We start from the raw sequence: 24623 nt of genomic DNA, 5'->3' as shown, positions 1-24623 counted from the left end.
CACCGTGTCCGACAAGCAGATCGACCTCGCCGTGCTCGACATGGCGGGCACCACCGTCGAAGACGACGGGCTGGTCATCCGGTCCTTCGAACGGGCCGCCACCGCGGCGGGCATCCCCGAACAGGGGCCCGAGCGCGAAGCCGCCCGGCAGTACGTCGTCGACACCATGGGCCAGTCCAAGATCGTCGTCTTCCGCGCACTGACCGGTGGTGACGAGGAGCGCGCGCAGGCGGGCAACGCGGCCTTCGAGGCCGCCTACGCCGAACTCGCCGCCGAGACCGGCGTCAGCCCGATTCCCGGTGCCGCCGAAGCCATCTCGGCGCTGCGGGCGGCGGGCATCAAGGTGGCGCTGACCACCGGCTTCAGTCGCGAGACCCAGGACAAACTGCTGGAAGTGCTGGGCTGGAACGACATCGCCGATCTGACCCTGGCTCCCTCCGACGCCGGTCGCGGCCGCCCCTACCCGGACATGGTGCTCACCGCTGTGCTGCGACTGGGCATCGACGCCGTGGATCGCGTTGCGGTGCTGGGTGATACGGCCAGCGATATCGGCACCGGGCTCTCGGCCGGGGCGCGCATCGTGGCCGGAACCCTCACCGGAGCCCACGACGAGGAGCAACTGCGCTCCGCCGGTGCGACCCATGTCGTGCCGTCCATCACCGAGTTCGCGCAGCTGCTGCTGGCCGAGCGCGGCTAGAGAATTCCGCCGCTCCGGGCGCGCCTCGCCCGGGGCGGCGGAGTACCCCACCGTCCCTTCGACTCGACCGTCCCCTGAACTGAAAGTGCAGTCACCGTGCGTATTTCGAACAACCGCCTCGCACGCAACATCGCCCGCACCGCTCTCATCCTGACCTCCGCGACCGCGGTCGCCTTCAGCCTGACCGCCTGCGGCGGCACCGGCAGCAACGCCAGCGGCGACAAGACGGTCACCGTCTACTCCGCCGATGGCGTCGGCGACTGGTACAAGGCCCAGTTCGCGAAGTTCAAGGACCAGACCGGCATTTCGGTCAACCTGGTCGAGGCGGGCTCCGGCGAGGTCGTCAGCCGCGTCGAGAAGGAACAGTCCAACCCGCAGGCCGACGTGGTCGTGACGCTGCCGCCGTTCATGCAGAAGGCCGACAAGTCCGGGCTGCTGCAAGCCTCCGGCGTCGACACCGCCGCCGTCGCCGCAGCCGACAAGGACGCGGGCGGCAAGTGGGTCACCCTGGCGGGCAACTACCTGTGCTTCATCGCCAACCCCTCGGTCGACGCCACCAAGACCATCACCTGGGACGACCTGCTGAAGCCGGATTACAAGGGCAAGATCCAGTACTCCACCCCCGGCCAGGCCGGTGACGGCACCGCGGTCCTGATCCTGCTGCAGCAGCTCTACGGCAAGCAGGGCGCGCTGGACTACCTGACCAAGCTGCAGGCCAACAACGTCGGCCCGTCCTCCTCGACCGGCAAACTGCAGGCCAAGGTGGACAAGGGCGAGATCCTGGTCGCCAACGGCGATGTGCAGATGAACCTGGCCACCGCGAAGGAGAAGGGCTCGAAGTTCGACGTCTTCTTCCCGGCCACCACCGACGGCAAGGCCAAGACCGTCGCGCTGCCGTACCTGATGGGTCTGGCCAAGGGCGCGCCGCACTCCGACGCCGGTAAGAAGCTCATGGAGTTCCTGCTCTCGGCCGACGCGCAGAAGACCCTGCCCGACGCCTACGCCGTCCCGGCCCGCAGCGAGCTCGCCAACGCCCCGGCCACCGCGCCGGGCGCGGTCTCCCCGGCTTCGGTGGTGAAGAACGTCGAGATCCTGCACCCGGATTGGACCAAGGTGCTCGACGACCTCGACGCCGACGTCGCGGCATACAACAAGGCCACCGGTAGCTAGTCACTAGTCCCAGGAGCAGCAGCCATGTCCTCCGCGTTGACGACATCCACGGTGGCGACCGACACCACCGCCGAACCGGCCATCGTGTTCGACCGGGTCGGGGTCACCTACGGCCGCGGCCGTAAAACCACTGTCGCACTGGCCGATTTCAACCTGCGGGTCGCCGCGGGGGAAACGGTCGCGCTCCTGGGACCCAGCGGTTCCGGCAAGTCCACCGCGCTCAAGGCGCTGGCCGGATTCGTCCGGCCCACCTCGGGCGCGGTACGACTGGCCGGGCGCGACGTCACCGACCTGTCCCCCGCCAAGCGCGGCATCGGGGTGGTCGTGCAGTCCTACGCGCTGTTCCCGCACATGCGGGTGCACGACAATGTGGCCTTCGGGCTGAAGTCGCATCGCGTGCCGCGCAACGAGATCGGGGCCCGGGTCGCCGAGGCACTCGAAATGGTCGGCATGGGCTCCTACGCCAAGCGGCTGCCGCGCGAGCTGTCCGGCGGACAGCAGCAGCGCGTCGCCATCGCGCGGGCCCTGGCCATCCGCCCCAAGGTGCTGCTGCTCGACGAGCCCCTCGCGGCGCTGGACGCGCAGCTGCGCCAGAACATGCTCGGTGAGCTCCAGCAGCTGCGAAAGGCTTTGCCGGACACCGCGATGCTGTACGTGACCCACGACCAGGCCGAGGCGCTGGCCCTGGCCGACCGCATCGCCGTCATGCGCGACGCCCGCCTGGTCGACATCGACACCGCCCACAACCTGTGGCAGCAGCCCTCCACCGAATTCACCGCCTCCTTCCTCGGCGGCGCGAATCTGCTTGCCTGCGAGGTCAAACACGTCTCCGGCACCGCCGCCCTGGTCACCGTCGGCGAACACACCCTGCGCGCCCACGCCCCCGCCCCCGGCATCGGCCGCCCCGACTGGGCCCCCAACGCGGACGCCCAACTGTGCGTGCGCCCCCACACCGTCGAGGTCGTCCCCCTCACCGAACGAGATGCCCTGCGCGCCACCGTGATCACCACCGTCTGGAAGGGCGCCTCCACCCGCCTGCACCTCGAAGTGGCGGGCATCCCCACCGAACTCGCCGTGGACGTCCTGGGCCACACCGACATCGCCCCCGGCGACCACGTCGGCATCCGCTTCCCCGACCCGGCCGGTGTCCTCATCCCGCCGGGCATCGGCACCGAGGCCGCCGCGGACGGCGAGGCCCGCGCATGACCGCCGCACACCTTTCCCGGCGGGTGACGGGCGAATTCTCCTATGCCGCACAGACATCCGACCCGAGTCAGGAGCCGTGGCCAGAGGCGTCCACCGCCTCGACGCCCAACCGGTTCCGAGGAATCACGGCGACGCCGGATGGGAGCAAGTCGTGATGCATCTACTCGAATCCCCCGCCGCGCCAAAGGGCCCCGAGGTCCGGGGCTGCGCGTGCACGCGAGCCCTGCCACAACATTCGCCGGGTGAATTCGCTTGCTACAAGGCAATTTCAAGCCCTGTGATCGATGATCGTCGGGCGACGACCCTGCCTCGGGCGATCGGCACGGACGTCTGGGTCGAGCTGGTCGCCGGGGTGGCGGCGGCTCGGGACGGGAGGGCTTCATGACCGCGCTGCTCGAATCTGCTTCCACGGCCGAGACTCCCGCGGAGCGGGAAGCCGGGCGGTCGTGGCGGCCGGTGTTGTGGACGCTGCCGCCCGTGGCGGTCGTGCTGCTGATCGCGGTGTATCCGATCGTGCGGGTGTTGCTGGAGTCGACGAAAACCAAGTCCGGGCGAGGGGTCGGGACGTGGTCGCGGGTGCTGGCCGAGGAGTCGTTCCGGAATGCGTTGTGGCGCACGGTGACGATCGCGGTGAGCTCGACCGTCGGGTGTCTGGTGTTGGGGACGTTTCTGGCGATCGTGTTGGCGTTCGTGCCGTTTCCGGGGTCGCAGCTGGTGGGGCGGCTCATCGATTCGGTGCTGACGTTGCCGTCTTTCCTCGTGACGCTGGCCTTCACGTTCCTGTACGGGACGGCGGGCGCGGTGAACGCGCTGATCAATCAGATCACCGGGGGCACGCAGCCGGTGCTGAACTTTCTCAGTACGCCCTGGGGCGTGATCCTGGCCGAGGTCACGTTCTTCACGCCGTTCGTGGTGCGGCCGCTGCTGGCGGCGTTCGCGCAGTTGCCGCGGGAGCAGCTGGATGTGGCGTCGAGCCTGGGGGCGTCGCCGTGGCGGGTGCTGCGGCAGGTGGTCATGCCGGAGGCGTGGCCGGCGCTGGCGGCGGGCGGGAGCCTCACCCTGCTGTTGACGCTCAACGAGTTCGGCATCGTGCTGTTCACCGGGGCGAAGGGTGTCATCACGCTGCCGGCGCTGATCTACACGCGCGGCATCGTCACCTTCGATCTGCCGGGGGCCGCGGTGCTGGCCTCGGTGCAGGTGCTGCTGTCGCTGAGCCTGTACCTCGGATACCGACTGCTGTTCGCGCGCCTGACCGGTGCGCGGAAGGAGAGCTGATCATGCTGGTATGGACGCGACGCGGGCGGGCCGCGGTGCTCGCGGTGTTCGGGATCGTGGTCGTCGTGGTGTTCGTCGCGCCCATCGCGACCGTGGTGGCGGCCGCGCTGGCCGGACGGTGGACCGGGCCGCTGCCCTCGCACCTGGGTTTCGCCAATTTCGATCGGGCGCTCTCGGGCGAGGAGTCCGCGAGCCTGTCGGTGAGCCTGCAGACCGCGCTGCTGGCGGGCCTGCTCTCACTGGTGCTGGGCACCTGGGCGGCGCTGGCCTCGAGCGAAGCGCCCGCCTGGCTGCGGCGGATCACCGACGCGGTGTTCCACGTGCCGGTCGCGGTGCCGTCGGTGGCGATCGGCCTGGGCGTGCTCATCACCTTCAACGAACGGCCGCTGCTGTTGGGCGGCACCAAATGGATTGTGATCCTGGCCCATACGGTGCTGGTGCTGGCCTACGCCTTCAGCGGCGTGTCCGCGGCGCTGGACCGGCTCGACCCCGGCTACCGGCAGGCCGCCGAATCGCTCGGGGCCGGACCCGCGCGTGTGCTGTTCCGCATTACTCTCCCGTTGCTGCTGCCCGCACTGGGCGCGGCGGCGGGCCTGGCCATCGCCCTGTCCATGGGCGAGCTCGGGGCGACCATCATGGTCTACCCGGCGACCTGGAAGACCCTGCCGGTGACCATCTTCGCCGCCACCGACCGCGGCGCGGTCTTCGACGCGGCCGCCAGCACCACCCTGCTGGTGCTGGTCACCCTCCTCGCCCTGATCATCCTGGGCCGCTTGAAAGGTCGTGCGGCGCTGCGCTGACCCCGGGGTCAGTACGTGTTCGACCGCACCAAAACCGCTGACCAAACGTGAGGGGATGGTCAGCGGTTTCGGCATTCAGCTGAATCGATGGATCTCGTTGGCGTGTCGGCCATTTCGAGTTGCTGTGTCTCGCCCGGATTACCTAGCCTCGAACGCGTGAGCGAAGCCGGGTTCATGTCATCTGCGCGGGCCCCGGGCCCGACGATGCAGGCCTACCGTTTCGTGCTGGAACCGACATCCGATCAAGAAGAGGCGTTGCGGTCACATTGCGGTGCAGCACGTTTCGTCTACAACTGGGGACCGACTGGCGTGGCGGAGCTTTGGTGAAGGCTGATCGGTTCTTTCCCAGCTCCAAGACATGCTCGAGGTGCAAGGCAGTGAAAGCCAAGCTGCACTTGTCCGAACGCATATTCCGTTGTGGTCATTGCGGTCTCGTACTGGATCGTGATGTGAACGCCGCCCGCAACCTGGCGGCGTCGGTGTCCTCGGCGAGTTGCGTCGGGACGTTAAAAGAGCCCGCTGGAAACCATGTAAGACCAGGCACGCCTGGCAGCGGTATCGCCACGGGAAGACCCGAAACCGTGGTTGCGGGCCAACCCTGTGGGAGCGATCCCACAGGTCGCAGAGCACGACAAACATACTCTGCGAACGGGACGGTCAGCGGTGTCTTGCCTTTATTGCCGGGCATAGCGGACAGTGGACCGGTACGCTCGCCGCGTTGCTGGAAGTTCGGGATTCGGAGTCACTGTTCGGGCGGGGGAGAGTTCGATGCTGGTCACAGGTTTGTCCGGGGAGTCCTACGAGGTGGACTCCGAGCCCTTCTACGCCGCGGGCAGCCGGGCGGTGCAGTACCTGTGCCGGGATCCGCGCGGGCAGCAGCGGCTCTACAAACTCTTCCGGACGCCGGCGAACCCCACCGAGTTCGAATGGGCCCGGCAGGCCATGCTCTTCGGGCGGCAGACGGTCCTGGCCGGCGAGGCCGCGGGTGGCTCCACCGGCAATCCCGCCGAGGCCGTGAACTGGCCGATCGATCTCGTGCAGAACGAGGGGACGCCACCCGGTGTGGTGCTGCCGCTGATCCCCATGGATTACCTGCAACCCGACGGTCGGCCGCGCACCTTCGACCAGCTCTGGGCCGGGCAGGTGGTGGCCGCGGAGTTCCGCACCGCGCTGGCGACCCGGCTGTGCGAGATCGTGCGGGTGCTCGAGGAGCGGGGGCTGGTCCACGGGGACCTGTCGCCGAAGAACGTGCTGTTCCACGCGTCCGCGCCGCTGGCCTACGTGATCGACACCGCCGGGCTGAGGCCGGCCGACGCCGCCTACGACCGGTACAAGGATCGCTACGACCTGGCGATGCTGGTGTACCGCACGCTGTTTCTCGGGCAGCCTTCGGCGGGGTATCCGGCCGATCTCGATCCGCGCCTGCGAGCGCTGTTCGACCGCGCCTTCGGCAATGGCGGATTCGGCCCGGACGCCCGGCCCTCCGCACAGGAGTGGTTCGACACGCTGCGGGCCGTCCCCGTCAGCTCGCCGGCCATGCCCACGGTGGCCTTGACCGCGCCCGCGGCCTCACCGACCGGTTGGTCCAACCCGCAGCAGCCGCTCGCGTATTCGCCCGCGCCGCAGTCGAACTCCACCAATACCGCGCTGAAGGTGATCCTCGGCGCGCTGCTCGTGGTCCTGGTCATCGCCATCGCCGTCGGCGCGGTCGTGCTCTCCGGCAAGAGCTCCGACAACAACGCCTCGCCGACCTCGACGACGACCGCTGCCACGACCACGACCACCGCGCCGCCGACCACGACCACCGCGGGCAATGACACGAGCACCCTCAACTCGCAGGCCACCGACAAGACCCCCTTCACCGCCGACGCCCTGCTCCCGGTGACCTTCACCGACAGCAACAACGTCACCTTCACCCGCACGTCCTACGGCGCGAAGGACACCTGCGTCTCCAGCAACATGTCGCAGAACGTGAAAACCGCTCTGCAGAACAACAACTGCCAGCGCCTGATGACCGGCGTCTACCTCGACACGGCCCAGCAGATCCAGGTCTCCATCGAGGTCTTCGCCTTCAACTCCGACACCGACTCCGACGCCGTCTACTCCACCCTCAAGGGCCAGGATCAGACCTGGGACATCTGGTGCCCGACCGACGGCGTCGGCGCCTCGGTCTGCAAGGCCAACAAGGACACCTGGCTGGCCGCCGCCTACTCCAGCTGGGGCCGCCAGCAGTACCGCTACCTGTTCGAGTCCTACGCGCTGTACGTCAACCTCAGCACCGACACCTCGCTCAACCCCAACCTCGATGCGCCCGCCCACAAGGTCATCCAGGTGGTCGGCCCCTGCAACTACTCGAAAACCTGCTGATCACAGGCGATTCCGAAATCGGATAGGACCGGTGGCGGCCGGTCGCTACGCTGGATCGATGGTGCCTGTGTCGCATATGGTGGCGTTCGGGGTGGCCGCCATGATCATCATCGTCATTCCGGGGCCCAATGTGATGTTCGCGGTGGGGCGTGCGCTGGTGCTGGGGCGCCGCGCGGCGGTGCTGTCGGTGGTGGGGACCGGGGCGGGGACCACGGTGTGCCTGCTCGCGGCGTCCGCCGGGCTGGGGGCGTTGCTGATGGCCTGGGCGATGCTGTTCCTGGCGGTGAAGATCGCCGGGGCGGTGTATCTGATCTTCCTGGGGGTCAATGCGATTCGGGAGCGGCGCAAGCTGAGCGAGGCGCTGCGCGGCAAGGTGCCCGAGTCGGACGGTCGCCGGGTGTTGCGGCAGGGCTTCCTGGTGGGGGCGACCAATCCCAAGACCGTGGTGTTCTTCGCGGCGGTGCTGCCCCAGTTCGCCGTGCCAGAGGCCGGGTGGCTGCCACTGCAGTTCCTGATGCTCGGCGCGATATTCCCTGTGCTCCAGGTGCTTTCGGATGTGGTGTGGGCGCTGGGCGCGGCCTCGGCGCGGGCCTGGTTCGCGCACTCGCCGCGGCGTTTGGAGGCGGTGGGCGCCACCGGCGGGGCGATGATCATCGGGGTCGGGACGACGGTCGCGTTCTCCGGCAACGGTTGAGAGTTGTGCCGGTGCCCGAGGGTTCGGACACCGGCCCAACTATTCTCCGGGGAGGGATCGGGCCCGAAGTTCTAGAGGCCGGCGGTGGCGGCCAGCAGGGTGCGGGAGTTGGTCTCGTCGGTGGCCCGGATCAGGCCCGCCGCCAGCAGGTGGGCGGCGGCCATTTCCACGGCCGAATCCCGCAGGGCGGTCAGGGCTTCGGTGAGATCGCGACCCTTGTCCTCGAAGCCGCGCCGGAGCTGGCGCGCCGAGTCGAAATCGCCGAAGCCGGTGAGGGTGTGGGTACCGTGGCTGTGCGCGATCTGCGGATCCAGCGCGTCTGCGAACCGCAGGAAGTTTGCGGCGCACTTGCGCGCCGTGTCCACTTCCAGGCGGAAGGCGCCGCCCACGGCCTGCCGGTAGAGCTCGCTCGCCGATGCCTCGCCCGTGTTCATAGACGAACTCCGTCCCCTCGCATTGTGAAATGCCGATTTCACCCGCACTCGTGCGAAACGAACACAGTGCGAATGGCGTTCGGGCGCTCCGCGATGACCGTGCGGTCGGAAAGCAGAAAGCTCAGGGCGGGCGTGCCGCGCCAGTCGACCACGCGGCACGCCGGGCGGGGCGCCCCGTTGCGCCCGCCGTCTTGGGCGGGCGACGTCCTACGGTTCGAGTGAGCTATTGGTCCGATAGCTTTACTCGGGTTGACGTCACCGCTGACGATCAACGATTCGGTAGCAATACATTAATTGTGTCAATGCATTTGGAATCATTGTTCTGGTAAACGGCGACGGCCACCGGCCACGTCGATTACGAGATCAGTGTAGCCGTCAACCAGTTCGGCCAGATGGTACCAGTGTTTATGGGTGTTATCACTGGCCGCGCCCTCGTGATCGATCACCTGATTGGCCTCCACCCAGCTCCGGGCCATGCGGTCGACGACCGCGCCCAGACTCTCGGTGTGCAGCGTGGCGCCGTTGCGGTGTTGTGGCAGTTCCTGTTCCACCCAATCGTTGATATCGTCAACGAGTTCGCCGCGGCGGCAATCGATCTCACTGACCATCATGGGATCACGCACCTGGTTACGGCGTTCGTGCAGTTCGGCCAGTGCATGCGCCGACCGCAACAAAACTCGATCTTGAAAACGCCGTCCTTGGAAGGCGCAGAGCAATTGCGGAGCCGTCGGCAGAACACCGGCTATGGACATGGTCATCGCGACTCCCCATACGCACCCGACAGCATCACTAATCGCACCAACATGATTGGTCTCCGGATTTCAGCTATACCGGTCATCGGATCGGTTGTACACGAATAGGCTAGCTGGATCATGCTCTTACAAATGCAAGAACGCAATACTGCGTTCTAGCAAGTGCGCCAGGCGAAAGGGTTGTCATGGCAGGCAAGCGCACGGTGCTTACCGTCCGGTTGCGGCGGCTCGCCGCGATGCTGCACGAGATGCGCGAGGGCGCACAGCTCAGCAAAGAGGTGGTCAGCGCCAAGACCGGCATCAACGTGACCACGCTGTACCGGATCGAGACGGCTCAGGCCAGGCCACAGCGCCGCACCCTGACCGCGATGCTGGATCTCTACGGCATCGGCGAGCCGCAGCGTTCAGATGCCTTGCAGTTGCTGGTGGACGCGTTACGCCCCGGCATGGCACGGTCTTTCGAGGACGCCGTGTCGGAGGTCTACGGCGCGTACATCAACTTCGAGGCCGAGGCGCTGTCGGCGCGGTTCTTCCAGTCCACCTACATCCCCGGCCTGCTGCAGACCGAGGCGTACGCGCTCGCGGTCTACCAGACCACCATGCCCAAGGTCTCGGATCAGGTTATCGAGCAACGCATCCGGGCCCGGCAGGAGCGATCGAAGGTGCTCATCAAGGACGACCCGCTGGAGCTGTGGGTGGTGCTCGACGAGGCCGTCATCCGGCGTCTGGTGGGCGGCGCGGAGGTGATGGTGCAGCAGTTCACCCAGCTGCTCGAGCACACCGAGAAGCGCAATGTGATCCTGCAGATCCTGCCCTTCGACGCCGGCGCGCACCCGGGCATGCTGGGCTCGTTCACGCTGCTCGACTTCCCGGATCCCGCCGACCCCGAACTGGTCTACGTGGAGGGCATCGCCAGCGACGAGCTGATCGAGGGCCACCCGGAGGTGCGCCGCTACGGCGTCATGTTCGACCAGTTGCGCGCCATGGCGCTGAGCCCCCGCGACTCCATCACGATGATCTCGCAGGCCATCGACGAGCTGGGGAAAAAGCCATGATCGAATGAGCGGCTGATCTTCCACCCACCCCAGGGTGGATGAACCCGCACCCTCGGAGCGGAATCGGGCAGCACTGTGGTCGCTATCGGCCACGACCTGCACGGGCGAGAGTGGATACATCCCGAACACCACCGCAAGCGCCCCCTCCGAGAGGATGATGTTCGATGTGCAAGCCGGTCGAATCGCCCGCCTCCATCGCGGTGACCGCCGCCGACTGCGAACTGAACAACGCGGAGCTGGACCGTTGGAGCAACCGCCTGGCGCGCATGCTGCTGCGCCTCGGAGCCCACCCCGGCGCCCGCATCGCGATCGCGGAGACCCCGCAGCTCGAGGCGATGGTGTCCCGCCTGGCGATTGCCAAGACCGGCGCCACGCCGGTGCCGCTCACCACCGAATCCACCTTGGCCCGTGTCGATTTCGGCATCACCACCAAGGCCGGCCGAGAGCTGATCACCGACGCGAGCCGCTGGCTGGTGCTCGACGAGCGCTCCACGCTGGTGGGCTACCTCACCGGCTCGGACGCGCCGCTCACCGACGCCGAACTCCGCCTGGCCAAGAAGGCTTCCTAGAAAGATCGACGACACCCCGCCCGTCATCCCGGCATGCTCCCGGCCGGGATCCACAGCAACCTGGGTGGATTCCGGCCAGAGGCACGCCGGAATGACGAGACCGAATCTCTCTCGGCCGCAGAAGGTCTCAGCAGCATGGCTTACAGCAGCGCCCTGTCCAGTTCCATCCCCGATGCTTCCGCGGCCTTCGCCCTCTCGGCGGCCCAGCGCGGCATCTGGTTCGCCCAGCAGCTCGCCGGAGACACGCCTTTCTCGATCGCGCAGTATGTCGAGTTCACCGGCGCGGTCGAGGTGGAGCTGCTGGCCGACGCGGCGCGCCGCGCCGGGCGCGAGTTCGGCACCGGCTATCTGCGCCTGATCGAAATCGACGGGCTGCCTTGGCAACTCGTGGACACCACGCTCGACGACCGGATCGAGACCGTCGATCTGAGCGGCGCGCCGGATCCGGAGGCCGCGGCCCGGGCGTGGATGTACACCGAGTACACCGCGCCGCTGGATCTGACCCGTGACCGGCTCTGCAAGGTCGCCATGCTGCGGCTGGCGCAGGACCGCTGGTACTGGTACTCGCGCTTCCACCACATCCTGCTCGACGGTGTCGGCGCGCTCACCATGCTGCAGCGCACCTCCGAGATCTACAACGCCACCGTGCGCGGGCTCGAGGTGCCGCCCGGCAAGGCCGAGCCGCTGCAGCGCATCGTGGAAGCCGATGCGGCATACCGGGATTCGGACAAGCTGCAGGCCGACCGCGACTACTGGCGCGAGCATCTGACCGGCATGCCCGAACCGGCCCAGCTGGGCAAGCGCACCGGCGCGGTCGACGCCCATCCCCGCCTGCTCAGCGGCGCACTCCCGGAATCGACCGCGACCCTGCTGGATTCGGTGACCGCCGCGCTGTCCACCAGCCCGGCCCCGGTCGTGGTGGCCGCCTTCGCCGCCTACGTCGGGGCCATGACCGGCGCGGGCGAGATCGTGCTGAGCCTGCCGGTGTCCGGCCGCACCACCGCCACCCTGCGCCGCTCCGGCGGCATGGTCGCCAACGTGGTGCCGCTGCGCCTGCTGCCCGCCCCCGCCGCCACCGTCGGCGATCTGGTGCGCGCCACCCAGGGTGAGCTCACCGCCGCGCTGCGCCGGCAGCGGTACCGGCAGGAGGACATCATCCGCGACCTCGGCTGGGCCATGGACGAGGTGGCCGGTTTCGGCCCGACGGTGAACCTCATGCTCGCCGACACCCGCATCCGCCTGGGCGGGGTCACCGGACAGCTGCACGTGCTGACCTCGGGGCTCATCGACGACCTGTTCGTCAATGTCTATCCCGGCGTCGGCGGCGAGCGCACCCACATCGACTTCCAGGCCAACCCGAACCGCTACGGCGACACCGAACTCGCGAGCCTGCACGCCCGGTTCCTCGAATTCCTGCACCGCTTCCTGGCAGGGGGCACCGAGCAGCGCCTGGCCGAGGTGAACACCCTCACGGCCGCGGAGCGGGTCGAACTGGTGCCCGCGTACGGCCGCGACGGCAGCCGCCCGCGCACGCTGCCCGAGATCCTCACCGAGGGCGCGGACCGCGCGCCCGCCGCCATCGCCATGCGCATCGACGGGACCGCCTACACCTATCGCGAGCTCACCGACTACACGAACCGGTTGGCCCGGGTCCTGATCGCGGCGGGCGCGGGACCCGAACGCGCGGTGGCGATCTCGATTCCCCGCTCGGCGGAGTCGGTGCTGGCCATGTGGGCGGTGGCGCAGACCGGCGCGGCGTTCGTGCCGATCGATCCCGGGTATCCGAGCGACCGCATCGAGCACATGGTCACCGACAGCGGCGTGGTCGCGGGCGTGACGGTGGCGGGCTCGCGCGCGGCGTTGCCGGACCGGGTGGACTGGCTGGTGCTCGACGACCCCGAGACCGAGAAGCTGTTCGCCGCAGCTGATTCCGGCCCCGTCGGCGATGCCGATCGGCGTGCGCCGGTCCATCCGGACCAGGTCGCCTATCTGATCTACACCTCCGGATCGACCGGCCTGCCCAAGGGCGTCGCGGTCACCCATCGCGGCCTGACCAATCTGGTCACCGGGTCGGGGGCCGCGTTCGGGGTCGGCGCGGACGCGGTGGTGGCGCACGCGGTCTCGCCGAGCTTCGACATCTCGATCGAGGAGTTGCTGGTCGCGTTCGCCGTGGGCGCGACGGTCGCGGTGGTCCCGCCCACCGCCTACGCGGGTGACGAGCTGGCCCGGGTGCTGCGCAAGCTCGAGGTGACGCATCTGAATGTGACTCCGGCCGTGGCGGGTTCGCTGGAGCCCGACACCCTGCCGCGCCTGCGCACGGTGGTGGTCGGCGGCGACTCCTGCCCGCCGGAGTTGCCGGTCCGCTGGGCCGGACGCTGCGTCATCAATGGATACGGCCCGACCGAGACCACCGTCACGGCCACCCTGAGCGCCCCGCTCGCACCGGGGGATCCGATTACGATCGGCGCGCCGTCGCGTGGTGTGTCGGCCGTCGTGCTGGACCCGTGGCTGCGCCCGGTCGCCCCGGGCGTGATCGGCGAACTGTATCTGGGCGGACCGGGTCTGGCGCGCGGCTACCACCAGCGCATCGGCCTGACCGCGGAGCGTTTCGTGGCCAGCCCGTTCAGCCCGGGCGCACGCATGTACCGCAGCGGCGATCTGGTGCGCTGGCGGCGGCGCAACGGCCGCTGGGAGCTGGAGTATCTGGGCCGCGGCGACACCCAGGTGAAGGTGCGCGGGTTCCGCATCGAACTCGGCGAGGTGGACGCGGCGGTGGCGCGGCATCCCGGCGTCGAGATGGCGATCACCGTGGGCGCGACCACCCCGGGCGGGGCGACCGCGCTGGTGTCCTACGTGCTGGCGGCCGACTCGGTGGTCGCGCCGGAGGACGTGAAAGCCACGGTGGCCCAGTATCTTCCGGCGCACATGGTGCCGTCGGCGGTGATGGTGCTCGACACGCTGCCGCTCACCCCCGCCGGGAAGGTGGACCGGCGGGCCCTGCCCCGGCCCGAGTTCGGTACCGGCGCCCGGGTCGGCCGCGCGCCCGCCACCGAGCGGGAACGGGTGCTGGCCGAGGTGTTCGCGGCGGTGCTGGGCGTGGAATCGGTGGCGGCGGACGACAATTTCTTCCTGCTCGGCGGTGACAGCATCGTCGCCATCCAGCTGGTGGCGCGGGCCAAGCAGGCCGGGCTGGGGCTGCGCGCCCGGGATGTGTTCGAGCACAAGACCGTTGCGGCGCTGGCCGCGGTGGCCACCGAGGTGACCGCGCCGGTGATCGAGGAGCTGCCCGGCGGTCCGGTCGGCCCGGTCGCGCTCACCCCGATCGTGCACGCCATGCTCGCGCAGGGCGACACCTGGCCCAGATTCGCTCAGGCGGTATTGATTCCGCTCCCCCATGACATCGACAGAGCCCGGCTCACGGCCGCCGTCCAGGCCCTGCTCGACCGGCACGACCTGCTGCGCAGCACCCTCACCCACGCGACCGCGAACGGCGCCTGGGAGTGGCGGGTCGGCGCACCGGGCGGTGTCGAGGCCGGGGCGCTCATCGAGACCGTCACCACCACCGCCGACAGCGACGGCGAGGACGAACTGCAGCGCGCGGCAGACCTGTTGGATCCCGCCGCGGGCGTCGTGGCCCGGTTCGTGTTGATCGAGCGCGGCGACGCGCTGCCGCTGCTGTGGGTCGTCCTGCACCATCTGGTCACCGACGGCGTGTCCTGGCGCATCCTGTTGCCGGATCTGGCCACCGCGTGGGCGGGCGGCACCCTCGCGCCGGTCGGCACCTCCTTCCGGCGGTGGGCGCACGGCCAGCTCGCGCAGACCTCGGGCCGGGCGGCCGAGATCCCGCTGTGGCGCGGCATTCTCACCACCCCGGACCCGCGGCTGGGCAGCCGGGCCCTCGATCCGGTACTGGACACGGTGGCGACCATGGGGCAGCTGCGCACCGTGATCGACTCCGACACCGCCGCGGCCGCACAGGAATTCATTACCGCGCGCTTCCACTGCGGGCTCGACGAGGCCCTGCTGACCGCGCTCGCCATGGCGGTCGGCAAGCTGCGCGGCACCGAACGGACCCTGCTCACCGTGGAGGGGCACGGGCGGGAGGAATCGATCCTGCCGGGGGCCGACCTCTCGCGCACCATCGGCTGGTTCACCAGCGTGTTCCCGGTGGCGCTCGATCTGGGCGGCATCGATCTCGACGACGCCTTCCGGGGCGGCCCGGCGGCGGGGGCGGCGCTCAAGGCGGTCAAGGAACAGCTGCGGGCGATCCCGGACAAGGGTGTCGGGTTCGGCATGCTCCGGTATCTCGATGCCGCCTCCGAGTTCGCGGGCGCGCCGACCCCGCAGCTCAGCTTCAACTATCTCGGTCGCACCGGAGCGGGGGTCGAGCATCCCGGTGGCGCCGAAACCCCGTGGGTGCCGGTGCGATTCGCGTCCACCCAGGATGACGACGCGCCGCTGGAGGCGGTCGTGGACATCAATGCCTTCCACACCGCCGCCGGGCTGGAAGTGACCTGGGCCTACGCGTCGCGGGTCCTGGGCGCGAACCAGGTCCGGGAATTGGCCCAGCTGTGGGGGCGCGCGGTCACCGCGCTGGTCACCCATGCCCGGCACGCCGGGGCGGGCGGGCACACACCCTCGGACTTTCCCCTGGTCGCCGTCTCGCAGCCGCAGATCGAGGAGTGGGAGCGCGCCTATCCGGAGCTCACCGACATCTGGCCGCTCTCACCGCTGCAGTACGGGCTGCTCTTCCACGCCCGCTACGACAGCGACACCGCCGACGGCTACACCGTCCAGACCCGGCTCTCGCTGGCCGGGCGGGTCGAGGCCGCCCGGCTGCGCACCGCGGCCGCGGCGGTGCTGGAACGCCACGAGGTGCTGCGCGTCGCCTTCGTCGAGACCGCCGACGGGCCCCGGCAGCTGGTACTGGGGTCAGCCGAAATCCCCTGGCAGGAAATCGATCTCACCGCCATCACCGAGCCTTCCGAGCGGCAGCGAGAACTGGACCGGCTGATCGCCGTGGACGCGGGCACCCGCTTCGACCTCACCCGGCCGCCGCTGCTGCGCCTGTGCCTCATCCGCACCGAGCCCGAGGCGTACACGCTGCTCATGACCAATCACCATCTGGCCCTGGACGGTTGGTCCACGCCGCTGGTGGTGCGGGAGCTGCTGGCCGGATACCTCGCCGCCGTCACCGGGCATCAGATCCCGCAGACCCCGGCGCACTCCTATCGCGAATTCCTGACCTGGCTGGGCGAACAGGACGATGCCGCCTCCCTCGCCGCCTGGACCGAGGCGCTGGCCGGGGTCGATTCCCCCACCCGCGCGGTGCCCACCCTCGCGGGCATCACCTCCACCGAATCCGGCATGGTCTCCGCCGACTTCGACACCGTGCGCCTGGAGCGGCTGACCGGCGCCGCGCGCACGGCCGGGGCCACCGTCAACACGGCGGTGCAGGCGGCGTGGGCGCTGCTGCTGGCCATGCTCACCGGCCGCACCGACGTGGTGTTCGGCGGCACCGTCTCCGGGCGGCCGCCGCAACTGGGCGGGGTCGAGGAGATGGTGGGACTGTTCATCAACACCCTGCCGGTGCGGGTGCGGCTGGATCCCGGTGAGCGCGTGGGCGATCTGCTGGCCCGGGTGCAGGACGAGCAGGCGCGGCTGCTGGATCACCAGCACGTCGGGCTGGCGGCCATCCATCGGGCGGTCGGGTTGCCCGAGCTGTTCGACACGCTGACCGTGTTCGAATCCTATCCGATCGACCGCGAAACCCTCTCGCGGGCACTGGATATCGCGGGCATGCGGATCCTGGACGTGTCCGGCACGGATGCCACGCCGTATCCGCTGAACCTCATGGTGATTCCGCAGCGGGCGGCCGACGGGGTCGAAAGCCTCTGCATCACCATCAAATTCATGGCCGACGAGCTGCCCGAGGCCGCGGCGCGGCGGCTGCTCGACCGGTTCGTGCTGCTGCTGAACCAGATCGCCGACCATCCGCAGCGCCGGGTCGCGCAGCTGCAGCACTGCGATCCGCTCGAGCGGGCGCGGCTGCTGCCCGTGCGCGGCGGCGAACCCACGCCGCTGCGCACCCTGCCCGACATTCTCGCCGCCGGTGCGCGGGCCAATCCGGACGGGATCGCGGTCAGTTCCGGGTCGCTGAGCATGACCTACCGGGACCTCGACGCCTGGTCCAACCGGTTCGCGCGAATCCTGTTGCGGCGCGGGGTGAGCCGCGAGACCTTCGTGGTGCTCGCGCTGACCCGGTCGGTGGAGTCGGTGGTCGCGGTGTGGGCGCTGGCCAAGACCGGGGCGGCGTTCCTGCCGCTGGATCCGAACTATCCGGTCGAGCGGATCGAGCACATTCTCACCGACTCGCGCGCACCCATCGGCGTGACCGTGTGCGAGGTCGGCGAAACCCTGCCCGGCAGCATCGACTGGCTGCTGCTCGACGACCTCAACACCATTCGCCGGGTCATGACGGTCTCCGACGCGCACATCACCGACGCCGAGCGCGGCGGCCCGATCAACCTCGCCCAGACCGCCTACCTGATCTACACCTCCGGATCCACCGGCAAACCCAAGGCCGTGCTGCTCAGCCATCGCGGGCTCGCGAATCTCGTCGCCTCCCAGCAGAGTCTGCTGGAGCTGGACGAGACCACCAGCGCGCTGCAGGTGGCCTCACCCAGCTTCGACGCCTCGGTGCACGAGCTGCTCATGGCGCACGGCGCGGGCGGGCGGCTGGTGGTCTCGCCGCCGGACGTGTACGGCGGCAGCGCGCTCGAGGAACTGCTGCGGACCGAGGGCGTCACGCACGCGGTCATCACGCCGTCGGTGCTGGCCACCATGAACCCGGAAGGACTGAACGAGCTCAGCTGCCTGTCGGTGGCCGGTGAGGCCGCCGGACCCGAACTGGTGGCCGCGTGGTCGGCCGGACGGCGCATGGTGAACCTGTACGGCCCCACCGAATTCAGCGTGTGGGCCACCGGACCGGGCGAACTGCGGCCCGGCGAGCCGATCACCATCGGCGCGCCCATCCGCGGCGCGGCGGCGCTGGTGCTCGACACCTGGCTGCGCCCGGTGCCGATCGGCGTGACCGGCGAGCTGTATCTGGCCGGGCCCGCGCTGGCGCGTGGCTACTTCAACCGGTTCGGGCTCACCGCGGCCCGCTTCGTTGCCAATCCGTACAGCGTCGCCAATCCGTACACCCAGCCCGGCGCGCGCATGTACCGCACCGGCGACATGGTGCGCTGGGTCGAGGTGAAGACGCCCGACGGCGCGCAACTCGAGCTGGAATACCAGGGCCGCAGCGACTTCCAGGTCAAGATCCGCGGCCTGCGCATCGAACTCGGCGAGATCGACGCCGTGCTGAACGCCGACGAACAGGTCGACTACGCCGCCACCCTCGGCTGCCCCGGCCCCGCCGGCCAGACCGTCCTGGTCTCCTACGTGGTCGCCGCCCCCGGCCACACCCTCGACACCGAACTCCTGCGCACCCGCATCGCCGCCGCCCTGCCCGGCTACATGGTCCCCAGCTACCTCATCGAACTCGACGAAGTCCCGCTCACCCCCGTCGGCAAACTCGACCGAACCGCCCTCCCCGCACCGGATTTCGCCTCCCTGAACGAGCGCTACCTCGCCCCGCGCACCCCCGTCGAAACCGCCGTGGCCAAGGTCTTCGCCGACGTCCTCGACACCGACCGCGTCAGCATCGACCGCTCCTTCTTCGAACTCGGCGGCAACTCGTTGATCGCCACCCGCGTCGTAGCCCGCGTCAACGCCGCCCTCGGCGCGACCATCGCCCTGCGCGACCTCTTCGACGCCCCGACGGTCGCCCAACTCTCCTCCCGCATCGTCCCGGGCACCGAGATCGCGGGCCTCCCGACCCTGGCCCCCCGCATCCGCCCCGACCGAATCCCCCTGTCCCCGGCCCAACAACGCATGTGGGTCCTCAACCGCCTCGACCCCACCTCGCCCGCCTACAACATCACCGCCGCGCTGCGCCTCACCGGCGAACTGGACCTCGACGCACTGCGCCTGGCCATTTCCGATGTGGTCGCCCGCCACGAGAGCCTGCGCACAACCTATCCGGCCGACCCTGAAGGACCCCGCCAGGTCATCCTGGGCGTCGAGGCCGCCGCACCGGAGGTCGCGCTCGTCGATGTCGAGGACGGCCCGGCCCTGCGCGCCGCTATCGCCGAATGCACCAGTGCGGGCTTCGATCTCACTCGGGACACGCCCCTGCGGGTCCGTATCCTCCGCGTAGCGGAGCAGGACCCCCACCATCCCCGCCGCGTTCCGTCACCCGGTGTCGGCCACGCCCTTCCGGCGGACAGCAGCGACACGACCCACCCCGCCGGCAGCGACGCACCTCCTCCCGGCGGCACTCCGCCTCGGGGAAGCACCGGTGCAACGGCCGAAGGTACGGTCGCTCATGTAGTCGTCCTTGTGGTGCACCACATCAGCGCGGACGGGGCATCGATGGCCCCGCTCGCCACCGACCTCGTGGCGGCCTATCTGGCGCGGAGCTCGAGCCCTCGCCGCCCTGGCCTGCCTTCCAGTGGAATCCACTCCACCACAGCGGATCACACCCAAACGCACGCCGGAGCGACAGCACGTGACGGGCGGCCGCCGCTGCGGGTGCAGTATGCCGACTACTCGATCTGGCAGCGGGAGCTGCTCGGGGATGAGAAGGACGCGGAATCCCGGGCCGCGCGGCAGATTCGGTACTGGAGCGAGCAGTTGGCATCCACGCCGGATGTGCTGGAGCTGCCGACGGATCGGGCGCGGCCCGCCGTGCAGAGCATGCGGAGTGCCGATCTGGGGTTCCGGTTGTCGGGCGAATTGCACGGGGCGCTCACGGAATTGGCGGCGGCGACGGAGACCAGCCTGTTCATGGTGTTGCATGCATCGCTGGCGGTGTTGTTGTCGCGGCTGGCGGGGACGCACGATGTGCTGATCGGGACGGCGGTGGCCGGGCGCGGGGAGGCGGCGCTGGACGATCTGGTCGGGATGTTCGTCAATACGCTGGCGCTGCGCACTCCGGTCGATCCGGCCAAGGGGTTCGGGGAGTTCCTCGGACAGGTGCGGACCGTCGACCTGGATGCGTTCGCGCATGCGGAAGTGCCGTTCGAGCGGCTGGTGCAGGTGCTGGATCCGCCGCGGTCGACCGCCCAGCATCCATTGTTCCAGGTGTCGTTGTCGCTGCAGAACTTCACGCCGCCGACCGTGGAATTCCCGGGACTGCGGGTGGAGGTCGAGCCGATCGAGCGGGATGCCTCGCAGTTCGATCTGACCTTCGATCTGCGTGCGCCGCTGCCGGGTTCGGGAATCGAGGGACTCGACGGCACCCTCACCTTCGCCGTCGACCTGTTCGACGAGGCCACGGCGGCGCGGCTGGTGACCAGGTGGGAGCGGGTACTCACCGCGATCACCGCCGATCCGGGCGTGCGGTTGTCGGAGATCGATCTGCTCGACGCGGCCGAGCGCACCGCGCTCGTGCCGGTGCGCGGGCCGGGGCACACCGAAACCACCACGCTGGCACAGGTTTTCCGGGCCGCGGCCACCGCGCACCGGTTGTGCCCGGCCATCATCGCCGATGGGCGCACGGTGTCCTACCGGGAGCTGGACACCGCCTCGCAGCGGCTGGCCATGCAGCTCTCGGCGGCCGGAGCCGGATCGGAAAGCATTGTGGCGCTGGCGCTGTCCCGGGGCGCGGAGCTGCTCACCGCCATGTGGGCCTGTGCCAAGGCCGGGGCCGCGTTCCTGCCCATCGATCCGCGGCATCCACTGGATCGCATCGACCACATGCTGACCGACTCGCGGGCGGTGCTGGGACTCACCACGAGCGCGCACCGGGCGCTGCTGCCGGACACGGTCGGGTGGCTGGTCCTCGACGATCCCGCCGCCTCCAGTGTGCGGATCGACCTGGGGCACGGCCGTATTCGCGCCATGACCACCCATCCCGACCAGCCCGCGTGGCTGATCTACACCTCCGGCTCCACCGGCACCCCCAAGGGCGTGTCCGTCTCGCACCGCGGGATCGCCGATCTGGTCCGGGCGCAGCGGGAACTGCTGGCCCTGGGCGAGCACTGCCGCGTGCTGCAGGTCGCCTCACCGAGTTTCGACGCCTCGGCCTTCGAGGCGCTGATGGCCTTCGGGTCCGGCGGCACCGCCGTCGTCGCCCCGCCGGAGGTGTTCGGCGGGCAGCCGCTCACCGATCTCATCACCGCGCAGGGCGTCACCCACCTGGTCATCACCCCGTCCGCGCTGGCGACCCTGGACCCGGACGCCGTGACGAGCGTGCGGGTGCTGGCGGTGGCGGGCGAGGCCATCGGCCCGGATCTGGTGGCCCGCTGGTCGACCGGGCGCACCCTGATCAACCTGTACGGCCCGACCGAATTCACCATCTGGGCAACGGCTTCCGAACCCTTGGCGGACGGGCAGCCGGTCACCATCGGCACCCCGATCCGCGGCGCGGGCACCCTGGTCCTCGACGACCGGCTGCGGCCGGTGCCCATGGGCGTGGCGGGCGAACTGTATCTGGCCGGGCCCGCGCTGGCCCGCGGCTACCACAATCGGCCCGGCCTCACCGCCGCCCGCTTCGTGGCCGACCCGTACGGACGGCCCGGCGAACGGCTCTACCGCACCGGCGATCTGGTGCGCTGGACCGGCTACCTCGACGAGCCGCGCCTGGAATACCTGGGGCGCACCGACTTCCAGGTCAAGGTGCGCGGACAGCGCATCGAACTCGGCGAGATCGACGCGGCGCTCTCGGCCGCCGACGGCGTCGAATTCGCCGTCACCCTCGGCGTTCCCGGACCCGGCGGGGCCACCGCGCTGGCCGCCTATCTGCTGGCCGAGCCGGGACACGCGATCGACCTCGCGGCGGTGCGGGCCCATGCCGCCGACCGGCTGCCCGGCTACATGGTGCCGGCGGCGTTCGTGGTCCTCGACGCCATCCCGCTCAACGCGGTCGGCAAGCTCGACCGCCGGGCGCTGCCCGAGCCGGCCTTCGAAGCCGAGACCGAATACCGGGCTCCCACCACGGAACTCGAGACCGTGCTCGCCGAGATCGTCGCCGAACTGCTGGGCCGGGACCGGGTCGGCGTGCACGACTCCTTCTTCGCCCTCGGCGGGGACAGCATCCTCGCCATCCAGCTGGTGTCGCGCGCCCGGCTGCGCGGCATCGAACTCACCCCGCTGCAGGTGTTCGAGCATCGGACCGTCGCCGCACTGGCCGCGCTCGCGGCGGCCGCGGGCGAGACGGTCGTGCTCGAGGAACTGCCCGGCGGCGGAGTCGGCGAAATGCCGCTCACCCCGATCGTGCGCTGGATGCTCGAACGCGGCGGCGACCACCGCAGATTCGCGCAGACCGCGGTCCTGGAGCTGCCGCGCGGCATCGGCCGCGAACAGCTCGTCGCCACCGTCACCGCGGTCGTCGACCAGCACGACATGCTGCGCGCCCAGCTCGCCGTCGTCGACGGCGACTGGCGGCTGCGCACCCGCCCGCCCGGCACGGTGGATGTGGACGCGCTGCTGCAGCGCATCGAATTCGATACCGGCGACCCCGTCGAACTGCGTGAATTCGCCGTCACCGAACTGGATTCCGCGCTCGCACGGCTCGATCCCGACCGCGGGGACGTGCTGCGCCTGGTGTGGCTGGATCCCGCGCCCGACAGCCCGCCCGACCGCCGCGGGCGCTTGATCCTGGTGGCGCACCACCTGGTGATCGACGGGCTGTCGTGGCGGATCCTCATCCCGGATCTCATCGCGGCGTGGGCCCAGATCAGCGGCGGCGCGGAACCGATCCTCGCCGAGACCGGAACCTCCATGCGGCGCTGGGCCCATGCGCTCGACGAGGCCGCGCGGCAGCCCGGCCGGATCGCCGAACTGGACTACTGGCGCGAGATCGCCGCCACGCCGGACCCGCGCCTCGGATCGCGCGAGCTCGATCCGGCCGTCGATCGCGTCGCGGCGGTGCGCACGGTCGATATCGAGATCGACGCGGACACCACCACCGCGCTGCTCACCACGCTGCCCGCGCTTTTCGACGGGACCGTGGAGGACGCCCTGCTGGCCGGGCTGGCGCTGGCCATCCGGCGCTGGCGCATGGAGCCGATCGACGCCGTACTCCTGCGTCTGGAAGGCCACGGACGGCAGCAGGAAATCATCGCGGGCGCGGACCTTTCGCGCACCCTCGGCTGGTTCACCACCGTCTATCCGGTGCGGATCGCCCTGTCCGGCATCCCGATTCGCGACGCGCTCGCCGGCGGACCGGCCATGGGCGACGCCATCCGCGCGGTGAAACACCAGCTGGCGGCCGTACCCGACAAGGGCATCGGCTACGGCATGCTGCGCTACCTCAACACCGACACCGCCGGTGAACTCCCGGCCCGGGTGCCCGGCCGCATCGGTTTCAACTACCTGGGCCGCTACGCCACCGCCGACATTCCGGCCGGACTGGAGGATCTGGGCTGGCTGCCCACCGACGAATTCGGCGACCTGCACGCCACCGAACACCCCGACGTGCCCGTCACCGCCGAGATCGAGATCAATGCCGTCGTGATCGGCGACCGGCTGCAAGCGAGTTTCAGCTTCCCCGAAACCCTGCTGCCCCGGCACGAGATCACCATGCTCGCCCACCTGTGGGCCGACGCGCTCTCGGCCGCAGCCGCTTTCGCCGTCTCCCCGGCCGCCGAACTCGCCGCCGAGGCCGAACGCCAGGCCATGGCCGAGCTGCGCGAACAGCAGGCCGCCGCCGAACTGGCCGCGGCCCGGGCGGATTCGCACCCGGGACTCGGGCTGGACGTGGTGCTGCCCATCCGGGCGGACGGCGACGAGGCTCCCCTGTTCTGCATCCACCCGTCCTCGGGCATCGCCTGGACCTACCTCGGCCTGGCCGACGCGCTGGCGCCCGGCCGGCCCATCTACGGCCTGCAGGCTCCCGACCTCTCGGGCGCAGCGCACGCGCGCTCCATCGCCGACTTCGCCGACCGCTACGTGTCCGAAATCCGCCGACTGCAGCCGCACGGCCCCTATCATCTGCTCGGATGGTCCTTCGGCGGCCTCATCGCGCATGCCGTCGCCGCCCAGCTCGAGGCAACCGGAGACGAGGTCGCCACCCTGGCCCTACTCGACGCGGACAGCACCGATATCGACGGCGGCAGCATCGACAAGCTCACCGCCGGATCGTTCGTCGCCGCCTTCGGGTCGGTCTTCGGCATCACCGACATTCCCGCCGACACCAGCGCCGAACAGGCCGCCGCCCTGATCCGCGAACGCATGGGCGGGGTCTCCCTCGTCGACGCCGCGACGCTGGAACGCATGGCCGCCTCCTACAACGCCTCCGCCGACACCCGCACCGGCTATCAACGACCCGTATTCCACGGCGACGCACTGTATTTCAGCGCCACCGTGCACACCTCCGAGATCTTCGGGCCGACCGGCTGGCGGCCCTACATCACCGGGACCATCACCAACCACGACATCGACGTCAGTCACGACGAGCTGACCGCACCGCACGCGCTCGCGGCCATCGCGCGCGTGCTCGACACACATTGGGGAGGGACGCCGTGAACACCGACAATGGCAAACCCGATACAACA

The 24623-nt window shown here is 69.8% G+C and carries 13 protein-coding genes and 1 pseudogene; 12 read left to right on the top strand and 2 right to left on the bottom strand.

The window, feature by feature from the left end:
* The first annotated feature begins 4 nt into the window (after positions 1-4).
* The 9 genes and pseudogenes from GPX89_RS05395 to GPX89_RS05355 all read left to right on the top strand — a co-directional run bounded on the left by GPX89_RS05395 (position 5) and on the right by GPX89_RS05355 (position 8209).
* The gene (locus GPX89_RS05395; protein ID WP_328601524.1) at positions 5-697 is read left to right on the top strand and encodes a phosphonatase-like hydrolase; all 693 of its coding nucleotides are present in this window, start codon (positions 5-7) and stop codon (positions 695-697) included.
* 96 nt (positions 698-793) lie between these two features.
* Positions 794-1867, top strand: coding sequence for a 2-aminoethylphosphonate ABC transporter substrate-binding protein (locus GPX89_RS05390; protein ID WP_407939326.1), 1074 nt, complete (start codon positions 794-796; stop codon positions 1865-1867).
* A gap of 24 nt (positions 1868-1891) precedes the next feature.
* The gene (locus GPX89_RS05385; RefSeq protein ID WP_157355409.1) at positions 1892-3073 is read left to right on the top strand and encodes an ABC transporter ATP-binding protein; all 1182 of its coding nucleotides are present in this window, start codon (positions 1892-1894) and stop codon (positions 3071-3073) included.
* Positions 3074-3454: 381 nt separating this feature from the next.
* Positions 3455-4348, top strand: coding sequence for a 2-aminoethylphosphonate ABC transporter permease subunit (locus GPX89_RS05380; RefSeq protein ID WP_157355408.1), 894 nt, complete (start codon positions 3455-3457; stop codon positions 4346-4348).
* Positions 4349-4350: 2 nt separating this feature from the next.
* Complete coding sequence (locus tag GPX89_RS05375) at positions 4351-5148, top strand: ABC transporter permease subunit (protein ID WP_157355407.1); 798 nt, start codon at positions 4351-4353, stop codon at positions 5146-5148.
* A gap of 87 nt (positions 5149-5235) precedes the next feature.
* On the top strand, positions 5236-5475 hold the full coding sequence (locus tag GPX89_RS46190) for a helix-turn-helix domain-containing protein (RefSeq protein ID WP_407939325.1): 240 nt from the start codon (positions 5236-5238) through the stop codon (positions 5473-5475).
* Positions 5415-5606: pseudogene (locus GPX89_RS05365) on the top strand (zinc ribbon domain-containing protein); the annotation flags it as partial. The gene GPX89_RS46190 and the pseudogene GPX89_RS05365, both read left to right, overlap by 61 nt.
* Before the next feature lie 310 nt (positions 5607-5916).
* Positions 5917-7515 carry a phosphotransferase gene (locus GPX89_RS05360; protein WP_157355405.1) on the top strand — a complete coding sequence of 533 codons (1599 nt, stop codon included), beginning with the start codon at positions 5917-5919 and terminating at the stop codon, positions 7513-7515.
* Positions 7516-7573: 58 nt separating this feature from the next.
* Positions 7574-8209 carry a LysE family translocator gene (locus tag GPX89_RS05355; protein ID WP_157355404.1) on the top strand — a complete coding sequence of 212 codons (636 nt, stop codon included), beginning with the start codon at positions 7574-7576 and terminating at the stop codon, positions 8207-8209.
* Positions 8210-8280: 71 nt separating this feature from the next.
* Here the strand turns inward: GPX89_RS05355 and GPX89_RS05350 are convergent, their stop codons facing one another.
* Positions 8281-8643: a hypothetical protein gene (locus GPX89_RS05350; protein WP_157355403.1), complete on the bottom strand. Its 363-nt coding sequence runs from the start codon at positions 8641-8643 to the stop codon at positions 8281-8283.
* A gap of 314 nt (positions 8644-8957) precedes the next feature.
* Positions 8958-9317, bottom strand: coding sequence for a DUF4254 domain-containing protein (locus GPX89_RS05345; RefSeq protein ID WP_407939358.1), 360 nt, complete (start codon positions 9315-9317; stop codon positions 8958-8960).
* 263 nt (positions 9318-9580) lie between these two features.
* On the opposite strand from GPX89_RS05345, the gene GPX89_RS05340 reads away from it, so the two are divergent.
* The 3 genes from GPX89_RS05340 (at position 9581) to GPX89_RS05330 (ending at position 24594) form a co-directional block, all read left to right on the top strand.
* Positions 9581-10450 carry a helix-turn-helix domain-containing protein gene (locus GPX89_RS05340; RefSeq protein WP_157355401.1) on the top strand — a complete coding sequence of 290 codons (870 nt, stop codon included), beginning with the start codon at positions 9581-9583 and terminating at the stop codon, positions 10448-10450.
* A gap of 164 nt (positions 10451-10614) precedes the next feature.
* A complete protein-coding gene (locus tag GPX89_RS05335; protein ID WP_157355400.1) occupies positions 10615-11019 on the top strand; it encodes an AMP-binding protein in 405 nt (134 codons plus the stop codon).
* 135 nt (positions 11020-11154) lie between these two features.
* On the top strand, positions 11155-24594 hold the full coding sequence (locus GPX89_RS05330; RefSeq protein WP_157355399.1) for a non-ribosomal peptide synthetase: 13440 nt from the start codon (positions 11155-11157) through the stop codon (positions 24592-24594).
* The last annotated feature ends 29 nt before the right edge of the window (positions 24595-24623 follow it).

This window comes from Nocardia terrae (assembly GCF_009760405.1).
GTDB lineage: Bacteria > Actinomycetota > Actinomycetes > Mycobacteriales > Mycobacteriaceae > Nocardia > Nocardia terrae.
Note: the sequence above shows the minus strand (reverse complement) of the source record. Positions and strands in the feature narration are given on the sequence as shown.